This is a genomic window from Limosilactobacillus caccae (assembly GCF_900156885.1).
In the GTDB taxonomy this organism is placed as follows: Bacteria; Bacillota; Bacilli; order Lactobacillales; family Lactobacillaceae; genus Limosilactobacillus; species Limosilactobacillus caccae.
The window spans coordinates 111,670-131,591 of sequence record NZ_FTOY01000004.1 but is presented as its reverse complement, the minus strand read 5'-3'; the positions used below and the strand labels follow the sequence as shown (position 1 = coordinate 131,591).

At 48.3% G+C, this 19,922-nt stretch carries 18 protein-coding genes and 1 tRNA gene; 9 read left to right on the top strand and 10 right to left on the bottom strand.

Annotated features, from left to right (window positions below; genetic code table 11):
* Positions 1-8: 8 nt before the first annotated feature.
* Together aroB and aroF are read right to left on the bottom strand one after the other, a co-directional pair.
* A complete protein-coding gene (gene aroB / locus CZ502_RS00685; RefSeq protein ID WP_076459212.1) occupies positions 9-1,076 on the bottom strand; it encodes a 3-dehydroquinate synthase in 1,068 nt (355 codons plus the stop codon).
* Positions 1,077-1,100: 24 nt separating this feature from the next.
* Positions 1,101-2,093: a 3-deoxy-7-phosphoheptulonate synthase gene (gene aroF, locus CZ502_RS00680; RefSeq protein ID WP_076459211.1), complete on the bottom strand. Its 993-nt coding sequence runs from the start codon at positions 2,091-2,093 to the stop codon at positions 1,101-1,103.
* Between the two features lie 458 nt (positions 2,094-2,551).
* Here aroF and CZ502_RS00675 point away from each other — a divergent pair, with 458 nt between their 5' ends.
* Positions 2,552-2,782 (top strand): hypothetical protein, encoded by a 231-nt coding sequence (locus CZ502_RS00675; protein WP_076459210.1) that lies wholly within the window; start codon positions 2,552-2,554, stop codon positions 2,780-2,782.
* A gap of 39 nt (positions 2,783-2,821) precedes the next feature.
* Here the strand turns inward: CZ502_RS00675 and CZ502_RS00670 are convergent, their stop codons facing one another.
* Positions 2,822-3,097, bottom strand: coding sequence for a hypothetical protein (locus CZ502_RS00670; RefSeq protein ID WP_076459209.1), 276 nt, complete (start codon positions 3,095-3,097; stop codon positions 2,822-2,824).
* 125 nt (positions 3,098-3,222) lie between these two features.
* Between CZ502_RS00670 and CZ502_RS00665 the strand changes: the two genes are divergently transcribed.
* Positions 3,223-4,761: a multicopper oxidase family protein gene (locus CZ502_RS00665; protein WP_076459208.1), complete on the top strand. Its 1,539-nt coding sequence runs from the start codon at positions 3,223-3,225 to the stop codon at positions 4,759-4,761.
* 66 nt (positions 4,762-4,827) lie between these two features.
* On the opposite strand, the gene CZ502_RS00660 is transcribed toward CZ502_RS00665, so the two are convergent.
* The 4 genes from CZ502_RS00660 to CZ502_RS00645 form a co-directional block, all read right to left on the bottom strand.
* Positions 4,828-6,225 carry a Na+/H+ antiporter NhaC family protein gene (locus CZ502_RS00660; RefSeq protein ID WP_076459207.1) on the bottom strand — a complete coding sequence of 466 codons (1,398 nt, stop codon included), beginning with the start codon at positions 6,223-6,225 and terminating at the stop codon, positions 4,828-4,830.
* A 352-nt stretch (positions 6,226-6,577) separates the two neighbouring features.
* Entirely contained in the window at positions 6,578-7,606 is a 1,029-nt protein-coding gene (locus tag CZ502_RS00655; RefSeq protein WP_076459206.1) for a cation diffusion facilitator family transporter, read from the bottom strand.
* A gap of 450 nt (positions 7,607-8,056) precedes the next feature.
* Positions 8,057-8,602: an RBBP9/YdeN family alpha/beta hydrolase gene (locus tag CZ502_RS00650; protein WP_076459205.1), complete on the bottom strand. Its 546-nt coding sequence runs from the start codon at positions 8,600-8,602 to the stop codon at positions 8,057-8,059.
* A 14-nt stretch (positions 8,603-8,616) separates the two neighbouring features.
* Positions 8,617-9,165 (bottom strand): RNA 2'-phosphotransferase, encoded by a 549-nt coding sequence (locus CZ502_RS00645; protein WP_368087316.1) that lies wholly within the window; start codon positions 9,163-9,165, stop codon positions 8,617-8,619.
* 130 nt (positions 9,166-9,295) lie between these two features.
* Between CZ502_RS00645 and tpiA the strand changes: the two genes are divergently transcribed.
* The 4 genes from tpiA (at position 9,296) to CZ502_RS00625 (ending at position 11,440) form a co-directional block, all read left to right on the top strand.
* On the top strand, positions 9,296-10,066 hold the full coding sequence (gene tpiA / locus CZ502_RS00640) for a triose-phosphate isomerase (protein WP_076459203.1): 771 nt from the start codon (positions 9,296-9,298) through the stop codon (positions 10,064-10,066).
* Positions 10,067-10,123: 57 nt separating this feature from the next.
* Positions 10,124-10,198 (top strand) — tRNA-His (locus CZ502_RS00635).
* A gap of 94 nt (positions 10,199-10,292) precedes the next feature.
* Positions 10,293-11,117: an AraC family transcriptional regulator gene (locus tag CZ502_RS00630; RefSeq protein ID WP_076459202.1), complete on the top strand. Its 825-nt coding sequence runs from the start codon at positions 10,293-10,295 to the stop codon at positions 11,115-11,117.
* Positions 11,118-11,149: 32 nt separating this feature from the next.
* The gene (locus CZ502_RS00625) at positions 11,150-11,440 is read left to right on the top strand and encodes a hypothetical protein (RefSeq protein WP_076459201.1); all 291 of its coding nucleotides are present in this window, start codon (positions 11,150-11,152) and stop codon (positions 11,438-11,440) included.
* 36 nt (positions 11,441-11,476) lie between these two features.
* Here CZ502_RS00625 and CZ502_RS00620 read toward each other — a convergent pair whose 3' ends face one another.
* The 3 genes from CZ502_RS00620 to CZ502_RS00610 form a co-directional block, all read right to left on the bottom strand.
* Positions 11,477-12,082 (bottom strand): YczE/YyaS/YitT family protein, encoded by a 606-nt coding sequence (locus tag CZ502_RS00620; protein ID WP_234982426.1) that lies wholly within the window; start codon positions 12,080-12,082, stop codon positions 11,477-11,479.
* 38 nt (positions 12,083-12,120) lie between these two features.
* Complete coding sequence (locus CZ502_RS00615) at positions 12,121-14,343, bottom strand: alpha-galactosidase (RefSeq protein WP_076459199.1); 2,223 nt, start codon at positions 14,341-14,343, stop codon at positions 12,121-12,123.
* Between the two features lie 165 nt (positions 14,344-14,508).
* Entirely contained in the window at positions 14,509-15,432 is a 924-nt protein-coding gene (locus tag CZ502_RS00610; protein ID WP_076459198.1) for a DMT family transporter, read from the bottom strand.
* Between the two features lie 129 nt (positions 15,433-15,561).
* Between CZ502_RS00610 and CZ502_RS00605 the strand changes: the two genes are divergently transcribed.
* From CZ502_RS00605 to CZ502_RS00595, 3 genes are read left to right on the top strand one after another with little or no spacing between them, the layout of a single operon-like run.
* Positions 15,562-16,515: an aldo/keto reductase gene (locus CZ502_RS00605; protein WP_076459197.1), complete on the top strand. Its 954-nt coding sequence runs from the start codon at positions 15,562-15,564 to the stop codon at positions 16,513-16,515.
* On the top strand, positions 16,515-17,012 hold the full coding sequence (locus tag CZ502_RS00600; RefSeq protein ID WP_076459196.1) for a phosphatase PAP2 family protein: 498 nt from the start codon (positions 16,515-16,517) through the stop codon (positions 17,010-17,012). Before CZ502_RS00605 ends, CZ502_RS00600 begins: the two co-directional genes overlap by 1 nt.
* A gap of 51 nt (positions 17,013-17,063) precedes the next feature.
* Positions 17,064-19,913: a DEAD/DEAH box helicase gene (locus CZ502_RS00595; protein WP_076459195.1), complete on the top strand. Its 2,850-nt coding sequence runs from the start codon at positions 17,064-17,066 to the stop codon at positions 19,911-19,913.
* The last annotated feature ends 9 nt before the right edge of the window (positions 19,914-19,922 follow it).

Genomic DNA, 19,922 nt, shown 5'->3' with positions numbered 1-19,922 from the left:
CTCATTAATTATTGCAAGTTAAAGGTTGCGGCAACTTGGTCAGTTGTCATTGTTTTAATTGCGGGGTGACCGATATCCGCTAAGTAGACAATATTTAAGTGGCCATGACGGTTCTTTTTATCATTTTTTATTTTTGCCATAACACCATTCGCACTGAGGAGGGGGGAAGTCGTCGGCAGCCCCACTGCTGTTAGCCGGTTAGCAATTTGCTCGCCGATCCGGGGGAGCATTATCTTTTGCTTAGCTAGGCCCTTGCAAAGAGCAATCATGCCAATACTTACTGCTTCGCCATGGCGGAGACTGCCAGCAGATAAGGCTTCAATTGCATGGCCAATGGTGTGACCAAAGTTTAGGAATTGCCGCTTTCCGCCCTCTTTTTCGTCTGCCATTACGACGGCGGCCTTGTACTGGATTGATAGCGCACTGAGTTCGGCGGCGTTGTCCAGCAAGTCGCTGACGGAATTGATGTGCTGGATGAGCTGCCACAGGTCACCACCAGCAAGGGCCGCCGTTTTAACAACTTCGCCATATCCTTCGACTAAGTCCCGCTGTTTTAGCGTGTCCAGCGTTAGCGGGTCAATCATCACCAGGTCAGGTTCATAAAATGCCCCAACGATGTTTTTAACGTGGTTAAGATTCACGGCGGTTTTGCCCCCAACGGAGCTATCAACTTGCGCGAGTAACGATGTAGGAATTTGGATGAGGGCAATTCCCCGCATGTAGCTTGCCGCAAGGAAACCGGCCAGGTCACCAGTGACACCACCGCCAAGGGCAATTACCCCGTCTTCACGATTAAAATGGTCATTTACTAGTTGCGTGGTAAGCTGGGCAAGGGTTGTTAGTGACTTTGAATTTTCACCAGCAGGGAACTGGTAGCAGTGTGGATCAAAGCCGGCATTATTAAGTTGGTGGGCAACTTCTTCTTGGTATAGCGGGGCGACATTGTCATCGCTAATTACCGCAACTTTACGAGGTGACCACTGCTGGGCAACTAAATTGCCGACTTGTTTCAGCAGGCCGTGCTCAATAACAACATCGTAGTTTTTATTTGTTAAATTAACGGTTATTTTTTTCATTGTGGGGATGCTCCTTACGTTTACTTAGGCGAAATTAGCTAATACCTGGTGAACTGCCTTGACTTTGTTGGTCATCGCAATGAATTGGTTAGGCGTTAGTGCCTGTGGTCCATCTGATAATGCGTGTGCAGGGTCATCGTGAATTTCAACGACAATTCCATCAGCGGAAATCGCTGCGCCGGCAAGTGCCAGGGGAGTGACGAACTGGGTATGACCAGCAGCGTGACTAGGGTCAACAATTACTGGGTAGTGCGTTAACTCTTGGAGAACAGGAACAGCCCCAATATCAAGGGTATTCCGGGTGTATTTATTATCGAATGTCCGAATCCCCCGTTCAGTGATCATTATTTGGTGATTGCCACATGCGGCGATGTATTCACTAGCATTTAACACGTCGTCGATCGTTGCCGCCATTCCGCGCTTCAACATTACTGGAATGTTAGTTTTCCCGACGGCTTTAAGGAGTGAGAAGTTTTGCATATTGCGGGCACCAATTTGGAAAATATCAGTGTACTTTGCAACCATCGCGACATGTTCATCATCCATGACTTCGGTAAGCACATCCATGTCAAACTTATCAGCAGCCTTTCGGAGAGCAATTAGACCCTGCTCGCCTAAACCCTGAAAGGAGTAAGGGGATGTCCGGGGCTTAAATGCTCCGCCCCGAAGCACGGTGGCACCACCTTCTTTGGCAACGGCGGCCATCCGCATAACATGCGCGGCTGATTCAACGGAGCAAGGTCCGGCCATCATTGTAAAGTGGCCACCACCAATTACAGAATGCTTGGTCCGAATCACCGTATCTTCTGGGTGGAAAAGCCGACTGCTTTGCACCGCCTTCGGGACATCCGTGAAGATTTTACTTGCCGCCTGGCGTTCTTTAGCTGTAAGTTCTGCGGGCGTTACTCCTTGGATGGCAAGCCGGTTTTGGTGGGTAAACACATCATGATCAGCGGCAAACCGGCTTTTGAGTTCATTAAGCATGTTTTCTTGGCCCTGTTTAATTTCAATAATCATATTTCTCATCCTCATTTCGTTAAATAAAAAAATCTCGCAGCCACTTACACTGCGAGATTAGTTCATCCGAAGAAATAATGATGGAGTCACCGACCACGCAATGCCTTTTCAAAAACGCTAACTGCGTGACCGTAATTACAAGACAATTATTGGCCGCACAGATTACAAGCAAGTGCCTGTAACCCATGGGCAAGACACTCACTACGACCAATAATAAAATGAATGTAATTGACAATTGATAACCATAATTAAGACTCCTTAATAATATAATTCTGCTTGATTAATTGTTGTCTATCATATCCGATTAAAAGTTTATCGTCAATCTCTAATTTAATTTTAATCTTTTTAAAATTAAATTGCCCCCGAAAGATAGGCAGCGGCAGTAATTGACTTAACAAATGAAAGTTTAGTTCACGCCAACCGAAAACTGCGTTACCATGGAAAACGAGGTGAAAGCGATGAACACGGATAGTTATCAAGCCCTGCAAGCGTGGTTGCGGGGCCGCCATTATGATATTAAGCGGGTCGATCAGCAGCTTGTTTTGCTGCGTGACGGCCGCCAAGTGGCGGTTGTTACCCCACCAGACCATTACCAGGTTGCTACTGTTGAGATGAGCTTTAATGAATGGGTTGAGTTCAACAAGTGTATTCGCAATATTCGGCACTACCTTGCTGCCGAAGAGCAATAAAAAGGAGCTGCGAAAAATTACTTTTCCAGCTCCCTTTTATTAGTCGGTATATACATCTTCAACTTTTCCGGTCAAGGAAATCTTATCAAGGCCGTTTGTGAGTTCGTAGTGGTCATCATTGACCTTCTTTTGCCGGTAGCCGGCATTGGCAAATGAGTTAACCAGCTTTACCATGAACTTTTGCCCGCTTTCCTTGCTTTCGTAAATCATGTTGTCTAAATATGTTGGCAAATCAGCACTTTGCCGTACTAAGGTGATTGAGTAAACTTGCTTGTCCGTCTTACTAATTTCTGAAGTGTTTTGCATTAATGACATTCTAATCACTCTCCTACCCTAAATTATACCTACCTACGCTCCTTTTTCAATAATTAGGGAACTATTCACAAGACGAATAAAGGGACTATAATGAACACGACTAAAGAATATCGGAGGTCCTTATTGTGAGTGAAACAGGAGTAATCGATCATTATTTTTATGATGAAGCAGCATACGACTACCATGATGGCGGCTATGTTCCGCTAGAAGAACCGCAAACGCCACAACAGCCATTGCATATTCCAGAATTACTAACGCCGGATAAGGAAACAGCGACGGATATGTACTACACGATTGTTGCACAGGAAGGTGAGTCCCAGTTATTGCCGGGAAAGAAAACCAAAACCTGGAGCTACAACCAGGCATTGCTAGGCAAAACAGTTGTCTTTAAAAATGGTAAAACTATTCACCTGCACCTGGTCAATCATTTGCCGGAACTAACCACTTTCCACTGGCACGGGTTAGCAATTCCAGGCCCAATTGAGGACGGTGGCTGCCATGCACCGGTATATCCTGGTGGAAGTCGGGATGTTAAATTTAAGATCAACCAGCCAGCGGCCTTTGTATGGTTGCACGCCCACCCGTGTCCATCAACAGCGGAGCAAGTGTGGCACGGCTTAGCGGCAGGGGCGATTGTCCAAGATGACCACGAGGCCAGTTTGCCACTGCCACGGAACTACGGGGTTGATGATATTCCGGTTATTCTCCAGGACCGCCGTTTTCACGAAGATAACCAGTGGGACTACCGGGTGGATTATGATCCAGACGGGGTCGCTGGCCCAACCCCAATGATTAACGGGACAATTAACCCTTACTTTGATGTCACCACCCAACGGGTTCGCCTACGCTTCTTAGACGGTGCTAACCGGCGGGAATTCCGCTTGCACTTTAGCGATGACCTCGAATTTACCCAGATTGCCGGTGACCTAAGCCTTTTACCACACCCGGTGAAGATGACCAAGCTGTTGATCACCTGTGCTGAGCGGCAAGAAATCATTGTTGATTTCGGTAAGTATCAGCCAGGGGATGTTGTTACCCTGTACTCTGATGATGTTCCACTGTTGCGGTTCCGGATTCATGAATTTGCTAAGGACGATACCAAGCTGCCTGATTCTTTGTTTGAAACGCCTGATCCAGCGGTTGATAAGGACCAGCCAGTTCACCACGTTACCCTTGACGGGATGGATGAAGCCGTCGCAATGAACGGTAAAAAGTTTAAGATGGACCGGATTGATTACAAGATGCCGATGGGCAAGGTACAGTTGTGGGATATTTGCAACACCAATGACGCCCCTGGGATGATCCACCCCTACCACATGCACGGCACGGCCTTTAAAGTTGTTTCCCGTAACGGCCGCGAACCTTACCCGAATGAACTTGGCCTGAAGGATACGGTGGCGATTAATCCTGGCGAACATGTCGTTATCAAGGTGTGGTTCCACGTTGCCGGGGTCTTCATGTACCATTGCCACATTATCGAGCATGAAGATGGTGGAATGATGGCCCAGCTCCTAGTGGTCGACCCTGCTCACCCAGATAAGCAATACCACTTGATGGATCACATGACGCTGATGAAGGCCTTCGCAGAAGAACGGCACGTTCCAATGGATAAACTATGGCTTGGCGGAATGGAATCGTATAAGAAGATGGGAATGGAAATGTAGGTTTTCAATTTCAAAACAGGCACCAGCCTATTTCACGATGAAGTAATGGCTGATGCCTGTTTTTATTTATGCAACTTTTTTCGGTGCCTTGATAAACATCCCCGTGATTATTGTCAGAATCGTAACGAGGAATGGGAAGAAGGCCCAGGGGATAAACTTCAGTGGGTTGATCTGGAGAGCCCCAGCGATGAACACCCCGGAAACACTCCATGGCACGATCGCGTTGACGGCAGCCCCGGCATCGTTCAAAATCCGGGTCAAGAACTTCCGCTGCAGTCCTAGCTTATCAAAGGCGTGGAGGAATGATTGTCCTGGGAGGATAATGGCAAGGTAGTGTTCACCAACCATCAGGTTAACCCCGATACAAGTAACGGCAGTCGCAAGGGTAACCCGGCCAGGTGTTTTCACAATCCCGGAGAGGTGGTCGATGATTGACTTAATGATGTTGAACTTGATTAATAACCCCCCGAGGGCTAGGGCGAAGACAATTAAGGCTAATGACGTTAGCATACTAGCGATCCCACCTTTGGACAGGAGGGCATCGATGGTCTTATCACCGGTATGGGAAACAAAGCCCATCATGATTGTCTTCGTGATCGTGGTGATACTAGTTGCTGGCGCATGAATCCAACCGAGCAGGGCAGCGAATAGTGAACCAAGCCCGAGGGAAGGGATGGCCGGGACCTGTAAGATGGCGAGGACGATTAACAACAGGACAGGGAGCAGGGCCCAGCCGGAAATCCAAAAACCGTTGGCAAGGCCGCTCATCATTTGGTGAACAGCGTTGAGACTGACACTCTTGGAGTTTAACCCTAGGAAGGTGTAGGCGATAACACAGATTGCCCAGGCAGGGATGTCGGTGATCATTAGGGATTTGATGTGTTCGTAGATGCTGATGTTACCGACGCTAGCGGCCAGGTTAGTCGTTCCAGAAAGCGGGGAAATGTTGGAACCACAGAAGGCCCCGGATACGATTACCCCAGCAGTTAGTCCAGGGTTAATTTTCAAGGTTGCCCCAATCCCGATGAAGGCGATCCCCATCGTTGATACAGTAGTAAATGAACTTCCGCAGGCAACCCCGACCAAGGTACAAACGATGAAGACCGTTGGCAAGAAGAACTTTACTGAGATGATCTTAAAGCCGAAGTACATGATGGTGGGGATGGTGCCGGAGAAGATCCAGGTGGCGATTAGGACCCCGATAGACAAGAAGATGATTAATGGGTCGACCCCGGCGCGTAAGCCGTCCCGCATCCCGTCCATCACCGTGTCCCACTTAAAGCCCCGCAACTTACCGTAAACGGCAAGCAGGGTGAAGGCAATGAAGAGTGGCGCTTGTGGTTCTTGTTTTTCAAAAATAATTAAGTAACCGAGAATACATAAGATGACGACTAAGATGGTAAGACTTTCACCGAAGCCAAAATGAGGCTCCTCTTGATTGGCGGATTTGTTAACGAAGTTCATGAGTAATTTTCCTCCCACATTAAATTATGCTAATAAAAAACCAACTAGGTAATTGAGACGCAGCTCAACCTAGTTGGTGGTAGTTCGTTATTGGAACGTGCTAAAAAAAGCACTCACCTTTCCTAGATCGAAAACACCTAGCAAAGGTCATTAAATACAACTCTGCTCAGGTGCGAACGTCTCAGCCCGCACCCGAAACAGGTACAGACATCACGCAAAATAAGCATTGCTGTAATAATACTTGGTTGTTGTATTTAATGAATGCTGAATCATTTTAGCTCTTTCCTTTCTCGTTTGTTGTTGACATTATTAAAACATTCTCATTTTAATTTGTCAATCTTTAATTTTAATTTTATTCAAATTCGCCCTTAACGTCCTTGTCAGAAAATGAGGCGGGATCGGGAATAAAGGAGATATCCGTGTCGATGATCCCAAACTTTTGCCGCAGGAGACTCTCAATGTGTTCGGACAGCTGGAAACTCTTGATGACGGTCATGTTGCCATCAATCATCACTGCCGCATCAAGGGTGACCACGTTACCGTTATAGTGGGCTTTGAGTTCGGGGACAGCGACCACCTGGGGAACCGCCATAATTTCCTTCTTGTACTCTAACTCTGCTTGTGGATCAAAGTAGTCTGTCAAGTTGAGACTGCTATCGAAGAAAATCTTTGCTCCAGAATAGAGAATGAAGAAGCCGACGATGATACTGGTGACGCCATCAAGCCACTTTAGATCAAAGAGGAGGGCACCAGCGATTGACACCATTGTTCCGATGCTGGTAAAGGCGTCGCTTAGGCTGTCTTGCGCAGAGGCGAGCAATGCGGCGTTTTTTAACTTCCGCCCGGTTTGCCGGTTCATCGCCCAGACGACGAGCATGATGACAGATGCGATCCCCGCCCCAATCAAGGCGACAGGCTGGGGAACGACCCGGCTAGCCGGATTGAGCAGCCCTTTGATTCCGTCGATAATAACACTGAGGGCGATGGCAATCATTACGATCGCGGTGACGAGCGAAAAAATCGTCTCATAGCGCCAGCGGACAAATTGCACTCGCTGGTCAGATCCCATGTGGGCCTGGTAGTTACCGTTAGGGAGCTTAGCGCCGATAATATCATCGTCGTCAACGTCTTGGGCAATGTGGAGCCCCATCATCAGCAAGAAGGTTGAGATGATCCCCGATAGGTTATTAAAAGCATCCGCCCGTAAGGTCTGTGACTTACTGAGTTCCGCTAGCCAGTACTCGATAATTGAAATTACAATGTAGGCGATGAGGTTATAAATTAAGTGCCGTTGGGAAGCACGGATTTTGGTTAATTCGACTGCCTGGGTGTGCTCCCACTGTTTCATTTCTTTCGCCCGGTGACGGACAAACTTAGTCATAGATTGATAACTTCCTTAAAAGTGTGATTGGCATTATTGTAACGCAAAAGCGGGCCACGATAAAATATCGTAGCCCGCTTGCGAATAATAAAAATAATTGCTATGCCCGGTTGTTAATTACGTGGGCGCATGTTGCAATAATCAGTGCGACAAAACTAAGCAAAGCGATCATGTTACTCATAATGGACATCATATTGAACAACTCCTTTAACATAATTAAAATTTGCCAGTGCACCTATTAAGGTGTCCTTGTGGGAACTTATCATTCCCTCTTCACCTAGTATTGTAACAGGTCTCAAGCCGCATAGCGATAATAATTAGCTAAGCTTTTGATGAGCGTTTTAACCAAAAACTGTCTCATTTTTAAGCAAAAAATGATAATTGCCTATCATGTGAATAAGCTAATTTTAATTATTAAGAAATATTAACTGTCTGCTTAAAATAGTAATGCTAATTAACGACTCCGCTTAATTCTTTTAAGGCGAGAGGGAAGTTAGTGAAGCCGTCACTGCTTAAGAAGTGGCCTCCAGTGGGTTGCACAATGAGCTTTGCTTTAATCTTCTTAGCAACTGCTACGCTAGCTTGGTAGGGAGCGATTGGGTCATCTTTGGCGGTGATCACGGTGGCCTTATTGATCTTTGGGGTAATCTTTGCGTAATCAGGGCTTGGCTGCATGAAATAATCAAGGTCTGGGTAAGCGGGGAGTCCCTGATCAAAGGCCCCGACGAGCAATAAGTTGACATTGTTAATTGCGTGGCACTCGACAAAACGGAGAGCGGTGACACAGCCGAGACTGTGGGCAATCAGGGTAATCCCATCTTCAACGGGGACTTGGTCATCAACCGCGTTGTTCCACTCCTGCTGGTTAGGGCTGAATGGGGTGGGGAGCCAGAGACGGTCGACGCTAATTCCCTTTTCTTTAGCCACCTGTTCTAGCCAGGGAAACCAGTCATCGTCACGGGTTGAAGTACCGTGGATTAAGTATGCTTTTTTCATTTGAAAACCTCCCATTAAATTTGCTTGAAAAACTTTGCCGGCAGCTCATCACAAAGCCACACTTCGTCGTTGCCGATGTAAAACTTCACGCCTGCCTGGCGCGCAGCAATTGTGTCGACCTGGAGAATAACTGGCTGGGGGTCGTGGCGGCTACCAACCTGCTTAGCCATTGGAATATCTGTCGAGAGGTGGACGAATTGTCGTTGCATGGGCAATAGGCCGAGTTCGGTAATACTTGGCATGAAGCGGTGAGCGGTGCCGTGGTACAAGATTGCTGGCGGCACCGCTTCTTGGTGCTTAATGATCCCCGGAATCGAATGACCATACAGGGCGCAAATGCGGTCCTTCTTAATTTCAAAACGCTGCTTAGTTGAATTTGCAATCACGTCGTTAATCGCGGTGGCGGTGAGTGGCGGTTCAAAGTGGTGGACACGGTTCATTGCGGTGATGAACTGATGAAGGTCGGTGTAGCCATATTCATCCAATTTAAGTCCGTATTTACCGGGATTGTGCCGGAGGGCGTAGGACATTTTCTTGCTAATAAATTTACGGCTTCGTTGCACAGCAGTCTGCCTCCTTGTTAAGTGCTTCTCCTTAATCATACTAAGAAAATTAAATTTTGCGAAGTTTTAATCACTTTGCTTGGCAAAGTATGCGATACTTAATGGTAAGGATAAAAAGGAGGCAGCAACAATGCGGAAACCATTTATCGCGGCTAATTGGAAGATGCATAAGAATGTCCAGGAATCAGTGGAATTTGTTAATGCAATCAAGAGAAAGCTTCCACAGCAAAAAGAAGTCGAAGTGGGGATTGCAGCCCAAGCATTCTCTTTACCAAGCATGGTCCAGGCAGCCGGTGACTCAGGATTAAAAGTGATCGCACAAAACGCGGCAGCCGAGTATTCTGGTGCTTATACCGGCGAGATTAGTCTTCGTGGGCTGGCGGATGCTGGTGTATCCTACGTAATGTTAGGGCACATCGAACGGCGGCGCCTCTTTAACGAAGATAATGATACCGTTAATAAAAAGGTCTTAGCGGCATTAGAGATGGGGGTTACCCCAATCATCTGTACTGACGAGACGATGGTCCAAAAAGAAGTCAACGGTGAGATCCACTATGTCTTTCAACAACTAATGAGTGTCTTGCGGGATGTTTCCCTCGACCAGATTAAAAATGTGGTTGTTTCGTATGAGCCGAGTTGGGCAGTTGGCTATGGTCAGCATGCTAACCCGACCCTTGCCGAAGAAGGTTGTCGGCAGATTCGCCGGACAATCGCTGATAATTACACCTACGAGATTGCTGATAAGATTAGGATCCTCTATGGTGGGAGTGTTAACCCTGATAATATCGGTGAAATCATGAGTAAGCCTGATGTGGACGGCGTTTTGATCGGCCGGGCGAGTCTTGATGTTGATAACTTCTTACGGATGGTCAACTACTTAACGGATAAGCAGAAAAAATAACTTAAAAACTCTTTTTATTACTTGCCTGCTTGTGGTATGATAGTAGGCAGTGATATGGCGGTATTGGTGAAGTTTGGTTAACACACCGGTTTGTGGGTCCGGCACGCGTGGGTTCAAATCCCACATACCGCCCTGACCTAAAAGAGGACAGTTCAGTTTTGGCTGGGCTGTCTTTTTTTAGCAGCTGATGAAAGCGCTACCTACCAGAGAATAGTGAGGTGATTTAATGGAAAAGGCAATTGCAAAAGATTATCCGCTGCCCCGTGATGCCGAACTAGGGATCACGTCAGTGGGGCGTTCTGACACGCTGCCCGGGCATAAGTATGGTCCGGCTGTCCGTCCCTATTACCTTATCCACTATATTCTTGCCGGGTCGGGGACTTTCACCGTTAATAATATTGCCTACCATCTGCATGCGGGGCAGGGCTTTTTGATTGAACCCAACTACCGGACCACCTATATTGCGGACCAAGCGACGCCCTGGTCATATGTCTGGGTAGGCTTTGCTGGACAGGGGGCGGCCCAGCTCATCGACCAGTTAGCGATTTCCGAAACGACCCCCGTTTTTAACAGCAGCAACTCATTTGAATTAGCAAATAGTGTCAATCAAATTTTGCTGATTGATAAGATGACCCCCGCCAATAAGTTGCTGTCGCTTAGCTATCTCTTGCGTTTCCTGAGTTTAATTGCGGCGGCAACGGTTAGCGACGTTAAGCCGGAAAAGCCACAGCAAAATCAGTACGTCACGCAGGCGATCCAATACGTTGGTCAGCATTTATCGACGGTCTCAGTGGACAAGTTAGCCCGGTCGGTCAACCTGAACCGGAGTTATTTGACGGACCTGTTCAAGCAAAACTTAGACTTAACCTCGAGTGATTATATCCGTAATTTTAAAATCACCAAGGCACGGCACCTGTTGGAGTCGTCCACCCTTAGTATTGACCAGATTGCCGAGCAATGTGGTTACCAACATACTAACTCCTTTACCCGGATGTTTAAGCAAACATATGGAATTAGTCCCCGCAAGTACCGGCAACAGAAGTATAATTAAGGAACAACATTTTGTTATGTGGAGGAAAAGGAATGAGTATTATCTACCTAACTTTTAGTTTGATCTTTTTGGTGGTGGGCATTCAACTACTGCGGGGAAAGTGGCTTAAATTAGCAATCCGCCAAGTAGGAACGCCAGCAGAACAGGCAAAGAAAAATGCAGAAATATCGTCGCCTGGCTTAATTGGCTTAGGGCTCGGGCTCTTTTGTCGTGGCTTTTTCACGGATAGTGTTTGGTGGACGACGGGAAGGGTCATTTTCTTACTCGGTGTCGCCTACCTGGTGATATTTGTTTTAATCGTCTTTCTTAAACCGAATAAGTAATAAAAAAGATCTGGCAAAACTACCAGATCTTTTTTATTAGCTAACGATGGTCATTTTTCCACCACGAGCGAGGAGTGGTTCTGCAAGGTGCGTCCTAAACCACTGGGTCAGTGGACCCATAAAAAGGGCGGTGATGACTGTCCCAATCCCGAGCGTCACATTGAAGATGAAGCCAACAAGTACGCAGATACTGTCGGTGATAATCCGACAATACTTAAACGGCAACAACTTATACTTGTCGGCCGCAATTAGTGCCATGGCATCGTAAGCGGAGACGCCAAGGTCAGCGGTGAAGTACAGGGCGGCCGCAAGGCATGTTAGGACGATCCCGACAACCATGATGCCAACCCGCATCCCCAAGTTAGGGTGAGGAATGGCGAGGTCGAGAAGGTGATGCATTATATCAGCGGTAACGCCCGTTAAAAACAGGTTAATAATCGTTGCAATTCCGATGTAATGGCGGCATAAGATAAGAACTAGCAACAAGAGAAGCCCGGTTAACAGCAGGTAAAAGGTTGAATAAGTTGAGTTGAAGATATTCGCAATTCCGGTGACAAAGCAGGTGAAGGGGTCAACACCAAGGTTTGCTTTTTGCAGCATTCCGACACAAAAGCCACAGAGAATAACGCCGCAAAAAGCCATAATTATTCTTCGCAATTGGTACATGCTAACACCCGCCCTTATTTTGCATTAAAGATAAACAACTTGCTGTAAAAGTCGGTCGTCTCCTTGTTTTCACCAGCTGACGCATCGGTAGTGACCAGGCCGATATTGGCAAGCTCGTTCCCGGTAAACTCGCCAATTTGGCTACCATCTTCTTCGCTAACTTGGTAGGTTAAATCAGCCGCGAGACCAGGGAGTTGTTGCCGCCGGTACTCGGCATTGACGTCGTTGAGGATCTTGAAGTAGCCCATAATCGCCTGTTTTTTATCTGGTGAAACCGCCAACCAGGCGACAATATTGCTATCAAACGGCGTCTTTAACCGGTAGAAAGTACCGAACTGGAAGATTTGCCGGTACTTCTTCATAAAAGCAACCTGCTGCTTAATTTGCTGGCGGTCAGTTTCTGGCAACGAGTTGAGGTCGAGTTCATAGCCAAAAGCACCGAAGTAGGCGACGTCCGCCCGCGTCTTTAGTGGTGTTTGCCGCTGAAGTTGCTCGTTTGGTGAAACCGAAACATGGGCGCCCATTGAACTAGTCGGGTAACAGTATGATGTCCCAGTCTGAATCTTTAGCCGTTCGATTGCGTCAGAGTCATCACTGGTCCATGCTTGCGGTGCATAGTAGAGCATCCCCGCATCAAAACGGCCCCCGCCACTAGCACAAGATTCAAAGAGAATCTGAGGAAACTTATTGATAAGCCGTTCATACAAGTCGTAGACCCCTAAGATGTAGCGGTGGAAGATCTCCCCCTGCTGGTCAGCCGGGTAGGCAGCGGAGAAACATTCTGTAATGTTGCGGTTCATGTCCCACTTTACGTAGTCAACCTTACCATCAGCAAGGACCTTCACCATCATGTTGTAGACGTAATCAACTACTTCCGGCCGGGAAAAGTCAAGGACGTATTGCTTCCGGCCGTGGGACGCGTGGCGGTCAGGGGTCTTGATAATGTAGTCAGGGTGGTTGCGGTAAAGGTCACTATCTTTATTGGTCATTTCCGGCTCAAACCATAGCCCAAACATCATCCCTAACTGGTGAATCTTCGCGGATAAGCCGCTAATCCCATCTGGAAGGCGGTCACGGTTAACCCACCAGTCACCAAGACCAGCGGTTTCAGATGTCCGCTTACCGAACCAGCCGTCGTCAAGGACGAAGAGTTCAATTCCCAGGTCCTTTGCTGTTTTCGCTAAGGACAGGAGCTTGTCTTCCGTAAAGTCGAAGTAAGTCGCTTCCCAGTTGTTAACGAGGATCGGCCGCTGACGGTCACGCCAGTAGCCCCGGGTTAACCGCTGCTGGTAAAGATGGTGGAAGTTTTGGCTAAGGTCGTTTAACCCATTGGTGGTGTATACCATCACTGCTTCTGGTGTCTGGAATGATGCTTGCGGGGCGAGTTTCCATGAGAAGTGGAAGGGGTTAATGCCAAGCTGGACCCGCGTTACCTTGTACGGGTCAACTTCTGCCTGGGCAAGGAAGTTTCCGCTATAAACGAGGGAGAAACCGTACGCTTCGCCCTGGAAGTCATCGGTGTGTGGGCGTTTTAAAATCACAAACGGGTTTTCCATATGACTCGATGCGCCCCGCGTACTACCAACAGATTGGATGCCGGGACGGAGATGGGCGGCCTTCAGTTGGCGTTCCCGGCCCCAGGCACCAGAAAACTGAAGCCAGTCATAATCGTCATCGGGGAGGTCGAGGTTCATGCTCATTGCGGTGGTGAGCTGGTAGTCGTGCTCGCCCTGATTGGTGAATTTAGCGCTCCGGGCGATTGCATCGTAATTGTTGAAAATGGTGTAAATGAGGGTGAGGTCAACATTGATTACGTCGTCATGCAGGAGGACTTCCAGGGTTGTGGCCTCGTTGTCGTTTTCAACATAGGTTGCTGGCAGGCCGTTGAGCTGTGGCTTCCCGTCATAAATTCGGTGGGAAACATAGGTGAAGTTGGTGATGCTGCTGCCGTTGGGCTGCTTAATCTCCACTGCGGGTAGCCGGTAGTCAGTTGTTCCGTAAGCCGGATACTCTTGTTTCATGTTACCGAGGGAGAATGAATAGTCGTTGTCGTAAACGTACGATGTGACTGGTCGGTAGGTATTTTCAACAAGGTAGTCGTGGTTATCACGATCAACGACACGCTTGCCAAAGTACAACTGGCCTAATTGGTCATTTTTTAAGACCTTAATAATGTAGCTGAGCTGGTCATTATAGAGGTGAAATTCGCGGCTTTGTTTATGAAATTTAATTGGCATGATAATAACTCCCTTCAATTTCGTTCATCACGTCAATTGTAGCGCTTACATTTTGCCAAAATCATTCATTTTGTGATGAATAGGGAGCATTATGTTGGGTTAAATAAAAAAGACCGGCGTTAAATTCCGATCTCGTAAATGACTACCCAGTTGGCGGTGGAAAGGCTACTGGTGTGAATGATGGTGAGGCATTCGGGCAATGATCTTTTGTAGGGGAATGGCCTGCAAGACGGTGGTAAAAAGAATCAGCAAAGAGCCGATAATCGCTGCGACTGTTAAACGGGTGCCAAGGAGGGTAACGGCAAGCAGGGTTGCAACTAATGGTTCAAAGGCGCTCAAGATGCCCGTTGCGGATGGGGAAATGTAGCGGATGCTTTGCAAGAACATCGTGTATGAAAACATGGTTCCCCCCACGATAATGTAAATGACAAGCAGCCACTGGTTGAGAGTTAGGCTTGGGGTAGTTGCCTTGATTAACCAGGGGAGCAAGATTATTCCAGAAATCAGCATCGCTAAGCCACAGACGGTTAAAGAATCATACTTGATTAGTAGTGGGCGGGGAAGCATGGTATAAAGGGCGGCAGCAAAAGCACACCACAGGCCCCAGAAGAGTGCGACTGGCGTCAGGGTTAGGCTATTGAGGTGGCCACCGGTTACCAGGTAAAAGGTCCCGACAAGGGCGATGACAATTGAGATGCAGTCAATCCGCCGTGGCCACTGTCGCTGCGCGAGGGCAAGCCAGGCGATGATGATGACTGGCTGGAGATACTGGATGACGGTGGCAGTCGGTGCATTGCTATATTTGACTGCGAGAAAATAGGTTAGTTGCGAGTTCATCATCCCCAGCAGGGCAAAGGAAATCAGCGTCAAGCGATTGTGTTTATGGCTAGTAATCTCGTGGATCTGGGCAGGTTTCTTATAAGCACCCCACGCGGTGAGTAAGATCCCGGCAGTTAGTAAGCGAACGGCCACTAGCCAGGTAGTTGAAATATTAGTATTACTAAATAGGTATTGCGCCGCGGCCCCGGAGCCGCCCCATAGCGAGGCACCGCCAGCGGCGAGCAAGACCCCCTTTGTTTGCTGTCCCATTATTTTTCCTCCTCATAATGATGTTTCTTAAATGTAACATGATTTTTGCGCGGAATGAATGGCAAAGCGAAAATGAATAATTTAAAATAGAAATGCATTGAGGGAGATAAGATGTTTAAGGAGCAGAAAATGAAAACTGTACGAATTGGCAATACAAATTGGCAAGCGTCGAATGTTGCTCTCGGCATTATGCGGATGGGAACCCTGACAGTTTCTCAGGCCACTGATGCCCTGCTGGCGGCACATGATGCCGGAATTAACTTTATTGATTCAGCAGATATTTATGGAAATGACCCGCAATTAGGCCGGGGGTCGTCTGAGATTCACTTTGGCCAGGCTTTTAAGCAAAGCGGCCTTTCGCGGGATGACTTTTATATCCAGTCCAAGGCTGGCTTATTTGCGGATAACAATAACCAAATTACCCGTTACGATTCATCAAAGGATCACTTATTGGCGGCAGTTGATGGGATCTTACAGCGGATGGGGGTTGATTACTTAGACTCCTTTTTGATCCACCGCCCTGACCCGCTGATGGATCCGGCAGAGATTGCCGCCGCCTTTGACCAACTGGTGGCGGCTGGAAAGGTGCGCCATTTTGGGGTGTCAAATTTTAATCCCCAGCAGATCGCCCTGCTCCAATCCGCAGTTAACCAACGGCTACTAGTTGACCAGGTCCAATTTGGAATTGCGCATACCGGAATGATTGATTTTGGCCTGCACACGAACATGACAGACGAACGATCAATTAACCATGACGGGGGACTAATTGAATATGCGCGGCGAAAGGAAATGACAATTCAGACATGGTCCCCATTCCAATACGGAACATTTGCGGGAACCTTCATCAATAATGAAAAGTTTGCCAAGCTAAATGACGTGTTGGCGACCCTAACTGCTAAGTACCGGGTAAGTAAGAACGCCATTGCGGTTGCCTGGATTCTTCGCCACCCGGCCCATATGCAAGTCTTATTGGGAACGATGACGCCGGCGCATATTATGGATAGCGCTGCAGGAAGTGATATCACGCTAACTAAGCAGGAGTGGTATGATATCTATTTTGCGGCGGGAAATGATTTGCCGTAATGAAGGATAATTACCAAACACGCTATCAGAAAGTAGCTGCTAAATTTAACCATCACCCGGTGGCCTTAAGGGCGTTGCGGGTCAGTAATCGCATGGTCGTGTGGACGATGTATGTTGCGTACCTGTTGATCCTATTATCGGTGGGGATAAATGATTTTCACCAACTATGGAAATTTATTGTGATCCCCGGCGTGGCATTTGTGGCCCTATCGCTAGTCCGCCAGTGGATTAATGCCCCCCGGCCATACGAAAAGTGGGCAATTGTACCCCTTATTTCCCGGGAAAAGAAGGGGGACTCAATGCCGAGCAGGCACGTTTTCTCGGCAGCCCTAATTGCCATGTGTGGTCTGCAATTGAACCTGCTGTTGGGGATTTTCTTACTTCTCTTAACCCTTATTTCAGCGATTACCCGGGTAATTGGCGGGGTTCATTTTCCTAAGGATGTTTTGGTAGGCATGCTTGCCGGGGTCGCCTGCGGCCTGTTATTGTTTTTATGAGAACTAGCCGGTGGTAGTTAACGCCCACCGGTTTTTTGTAGGAGGAATTAGGTGAACGATTCAGTATTAAAAGCGGCTGTCCTCAATGGCCTGGTTAGCACCGACTACCATGGTCACCAGCTGGTCGGGCCGCAACTATTGACTAACGATCAAACGGGAACGATTTGGCAAACCCTTCGCCACGAACTAGTGACCTGCCAGCACTTTACCTGGGTGGTGGCGTTTATTACTGCCGATATGCTGGTGCCGTTCAAAGCGGTCTTGGCTGACCTTGCTAAGCAGGGGATCACGGGGACAATTATCACGAGTGATTACCTGGGCTTTAACCGGCCGGCGGTTTTTGCCGAATTGCGCAAGATCCCGAACCTAACAGTTAAGATTGCTGCGGTCAACGGCCTTCATGCGAAGGGCTACCTGTTTGATCATGGTGATTACCAAACGATGGTTATCGGTAGTGCTAATTTTACCCGGGCGGCCTTGCTAGTGAATACGGAGTGGAGTGTCAAATTAAGTTCTCGCCAGCAAGGCGGGCTATTCCAGCAAGTAAAGGCGACCCTTGAAGAGATCAACCGCCACAGTATCCCCTTAGATGAACAGTGGCTGGCTGATTATCGCGGCCGCTGGCAGGCACCGACATCTCAACCATTCCGCCATCAGCAAGAAAAGCTTGTCCCAAACGCGATGCAAACGGCCGCCCTCGGTCAGTTGCAGTCCTTGGTTGACACAGGGGCGAAACGTGGCTTAGTGGTTTCCGCTACCGGGACGGGGAAGACCTACCTTGGAGCGTTTGCTGTCAAGAAGTACCAGCCACACCGCTTTTTGTACATCGTTCACCGGGAGCAGATTGCCAAAAAATCTTTGGCTAGCTTTGCCCGGGTAATTGGTGGTGACCCGCAGGACTTTGGCCTATTAACTGGCAGTAAGCGGGCGGTCAACGCTAAGTACCTTTTTGCGACCGTTCAGACCATTAGCCAGCCGGCGACGTTGCAGCAATTTAACCCTGCGGAGTTTGATTATATCCTAATCGACGAGGCGCACCGGGCCGCCGCCCCAAGCTACCAGCGAGTATTGGCTTATTTTAAGCCCCGTTTTTGCCTGGGGATGACGGCGACGCCTGAGCGGATGGATAACCAGGACGTGTTTAAAATCTTTGACTACCACATTGCCTATGAGATCCGCTTGAAGGATGCCCTGGCTGCTGACATGTTAGCGCCCTTTCATTACGTGGGGGTGACGGACTATACGGTTGATGGGCAGCTAATTGACGAGACGAGTAAGCTTTCGCACTTAGCTGCACCGGCCCGGGTTAAGTACGTGCTCGACCAGCTAGATTATTATGGCTATTGTGGTGAACAGCCACGGGGGCTTGTCTTTTGTAGTCGGCAAGACGAGGCACGCGAGCTTGCCAAGGCATTTACCGCCGCGGGACACCGCGCAGTTGCCTTGACCAATGCCGATAGTGGCAAGCAACGGTTGCGGGCGGTTCAGCAATTGACCGTTGGAGAGCTTGAATATATCGTGACCGTTGACCTGTTTAATGAGGGAATTGATATTCCGTCGTTAAACCAAATCGTAATGATGCGCAACACGCAGTCACCGATTGTCTTTACCCAGCAACTGGGGCGGGGCTTGCGGAAGTACCCTGGCAAGGATTTTGTGACGGTGATTGACTTCATCGGTAACTATCAGCATAATTACATGATTCCCTTGGCGCTTAACCAGGATAATAGTCGTAGTAAGGATCGTGCCCGTCAGGAGACTAAGCTTCCCCTTAATCTGGGCGTTTCAACAATTAACTTTAGCCGGGTCGCAACTGAGCAGATTCTTGCTTCATTAGAGAAGGTAAAACTAGACGCAATGAAAGAGCTTCGTCAGGGATATCACGATCTTGCTCATCAATTGGGACGGCCACCACTACTGCTGGACTTTTACCGCTATGGGTCAATTTCCCCACTGGTCTTTGCCCAAAATAACCAACTAGCACACTACGGCCAGTTTTTAGTAAAAATGGGCGAAACGGTGAAATTGACGAAGTATGAGGGGCAAGTTTTGTCGTTTGTAACAAAAGAACTGCTGAATGGGAAACGGCCCCACGAATTGGTGCTGCTAAAACTGCTTCTCGAAAACGGTCGGTGTTCGCAAGGCGAGTATAGCAAGGCCCTTCAGAAAATGGGGGCAACGGTGTCCGCTGCCACTTTACAATCGGTTGATGATATCCTTAGCTTGCGCTTCTTTGCTGTGAAGGCGGGAAAGCAGGTGAAAAGGGACCAGTATGGTGGACGGGCGATTGTGGAAAAAGTTGACTTGCTAACCTACCAGCTTAATCCGGCAGTACAGGCTGCCTTAACAGGGGATAACGACTTTCGTCACCTATTTGTGGATGCTGTCATGACCGGTTTGGCACTAAGCAAGAAGTATGATCCGGCAGCCCAGTTTACCTTATACCAGCAGTATGACCGGAAAGATGTCTGCCGCCTGTTAAACTGGCCGCTAGACGTGAGTGCGCCGATGTATGGCTACCGGGTGGCCGATGATGTTTGCCCGATTTTTATAACATACCATAAGGACTCAGCGAAGAAGCGTAACGCCGTTTATAATAACCAGCTACAAGACGGCCGGTCACTTCGCTGGTACACGCGGTCGCCGCGCCACCTGACCTCGGCAGAAGTCCAGAAACTCTTGGCGGGAGTTAAAGAGGGCCATCCCCGGGTAAAGCTACATTTGTTTGTGAAGCAAAGTGATGCGGTTGGCAAGGAATTTTACTATCTTGGAACGGCGAAGGTTGAGCCAGCGACGGTTAAAGAGGAACTGGTTGGCCCCAAGAAAAAGCCGGCAGTGGGGATGGACCTCGTCCTTGACCATCCCCTCTCACCGGTGATGTTGAATATGCTTGAAATGTAGCCGGGAAAA

Coding starts and splice junctions, on each gene's coding strand:
- CZ502_RS00615 (WP_076459199.1), bottom strand. CDS start 14,343: ATGCCAATTAAATTTCATAAACAAAGCCGCGAATTTCACCTCTATAAT.
- CZ502_RS00650 (WP_076459205.1), bottom strand. CDS start 8,602: ATGAAAAAAGCATACTTAATCCACGGTACTTCAACCCGTGACGATGAC.
- CZ502_RS00630 (WP_076459202.1), top strand. CDS start 10,293: ATGGAAAAGGCAATTGCAAAAGATTATCCGCTGCCCCGTGATGCCGAA.
- CZ502_RS00675 (WP_076459210.1), top strand. CDS start 2,552: ATGAACACGGATAGTTATCAAGCCCTGCAAGCGTGGTTGCGGGGCCGC.
- CZ502_RS00610 (WP_076459198.1), bottom strand. CDS start 15,432: ATGGGACAGCAAACAAAGGGGGTCTTGCTCGCCGCTGGCGGTGCCTCG.
- aroB (WP_076459212.1), bottom strand. CDS start 1,076: ATGAAAAAAATAACCGTTAATTTAACAAATAAAAACTACGATGTTGTT.
- CZ502_RS00600 (WP_076459196.1), top strand. CDS start 16,515: ATGAAGGATAATTACCAAACACGCTATCAGAAAGTAGCTGCTAAATTT.
- tpiA (WP_076459203.1), top strand. CDS start 9,296: ATGCGGAAACCATTTATCGCGGCTAATTGGAAGATGCATAAGAATGTC.
- CZ502_RS00620 (WP_234982426.1), bottom strand. CDS start 12,082: ATGGCTTTTTGCGGCGTTATTCTCTGTGGCTTTTGTGTCGGAATGCTG.
- CZ502_RS00670 (WP_076459209.1), bottom strand. CDS start 3,097: ATGTCATTAATGCAAAACACTTCAGAAATTAGTAAGACGGACAAGCAA.
- CZ502_RS00655 (WP_076459206.1), bottom strand. CDS start 7,606: ATGACTAAGTTTGTCCGTCACCGGGCGAAAGAAATGAAACAGTGGGAG.
- aroF (WP_076459211.1), bottom strand. CDS start 2,093: ATGATTATTGAAATTAAACAGGGCCAAGAAAACATGCTTAATGAACTC.
- CZ502_RS00625 (WP_076459201.1), top strand. CDS start 11,150: ATGAGTATTATCTACCTAACTTTTAGTTTGATCTTTTTGGTGGTGGGC.
- CZ502_RS00660 (WP_076459207.1), bottom strand. CDS start 6,225: ATGAACTTCGTTAACAAATCCGCCAATCAAGAGGAGCCTCATTTTGGC.
- CZ502_RS00605 (WP_076459197.1), top strand. CDS start 15,562: ATGAAAACTGTACGAATTGGCAATACAAATTGGCAAGCGTCGAATGTT.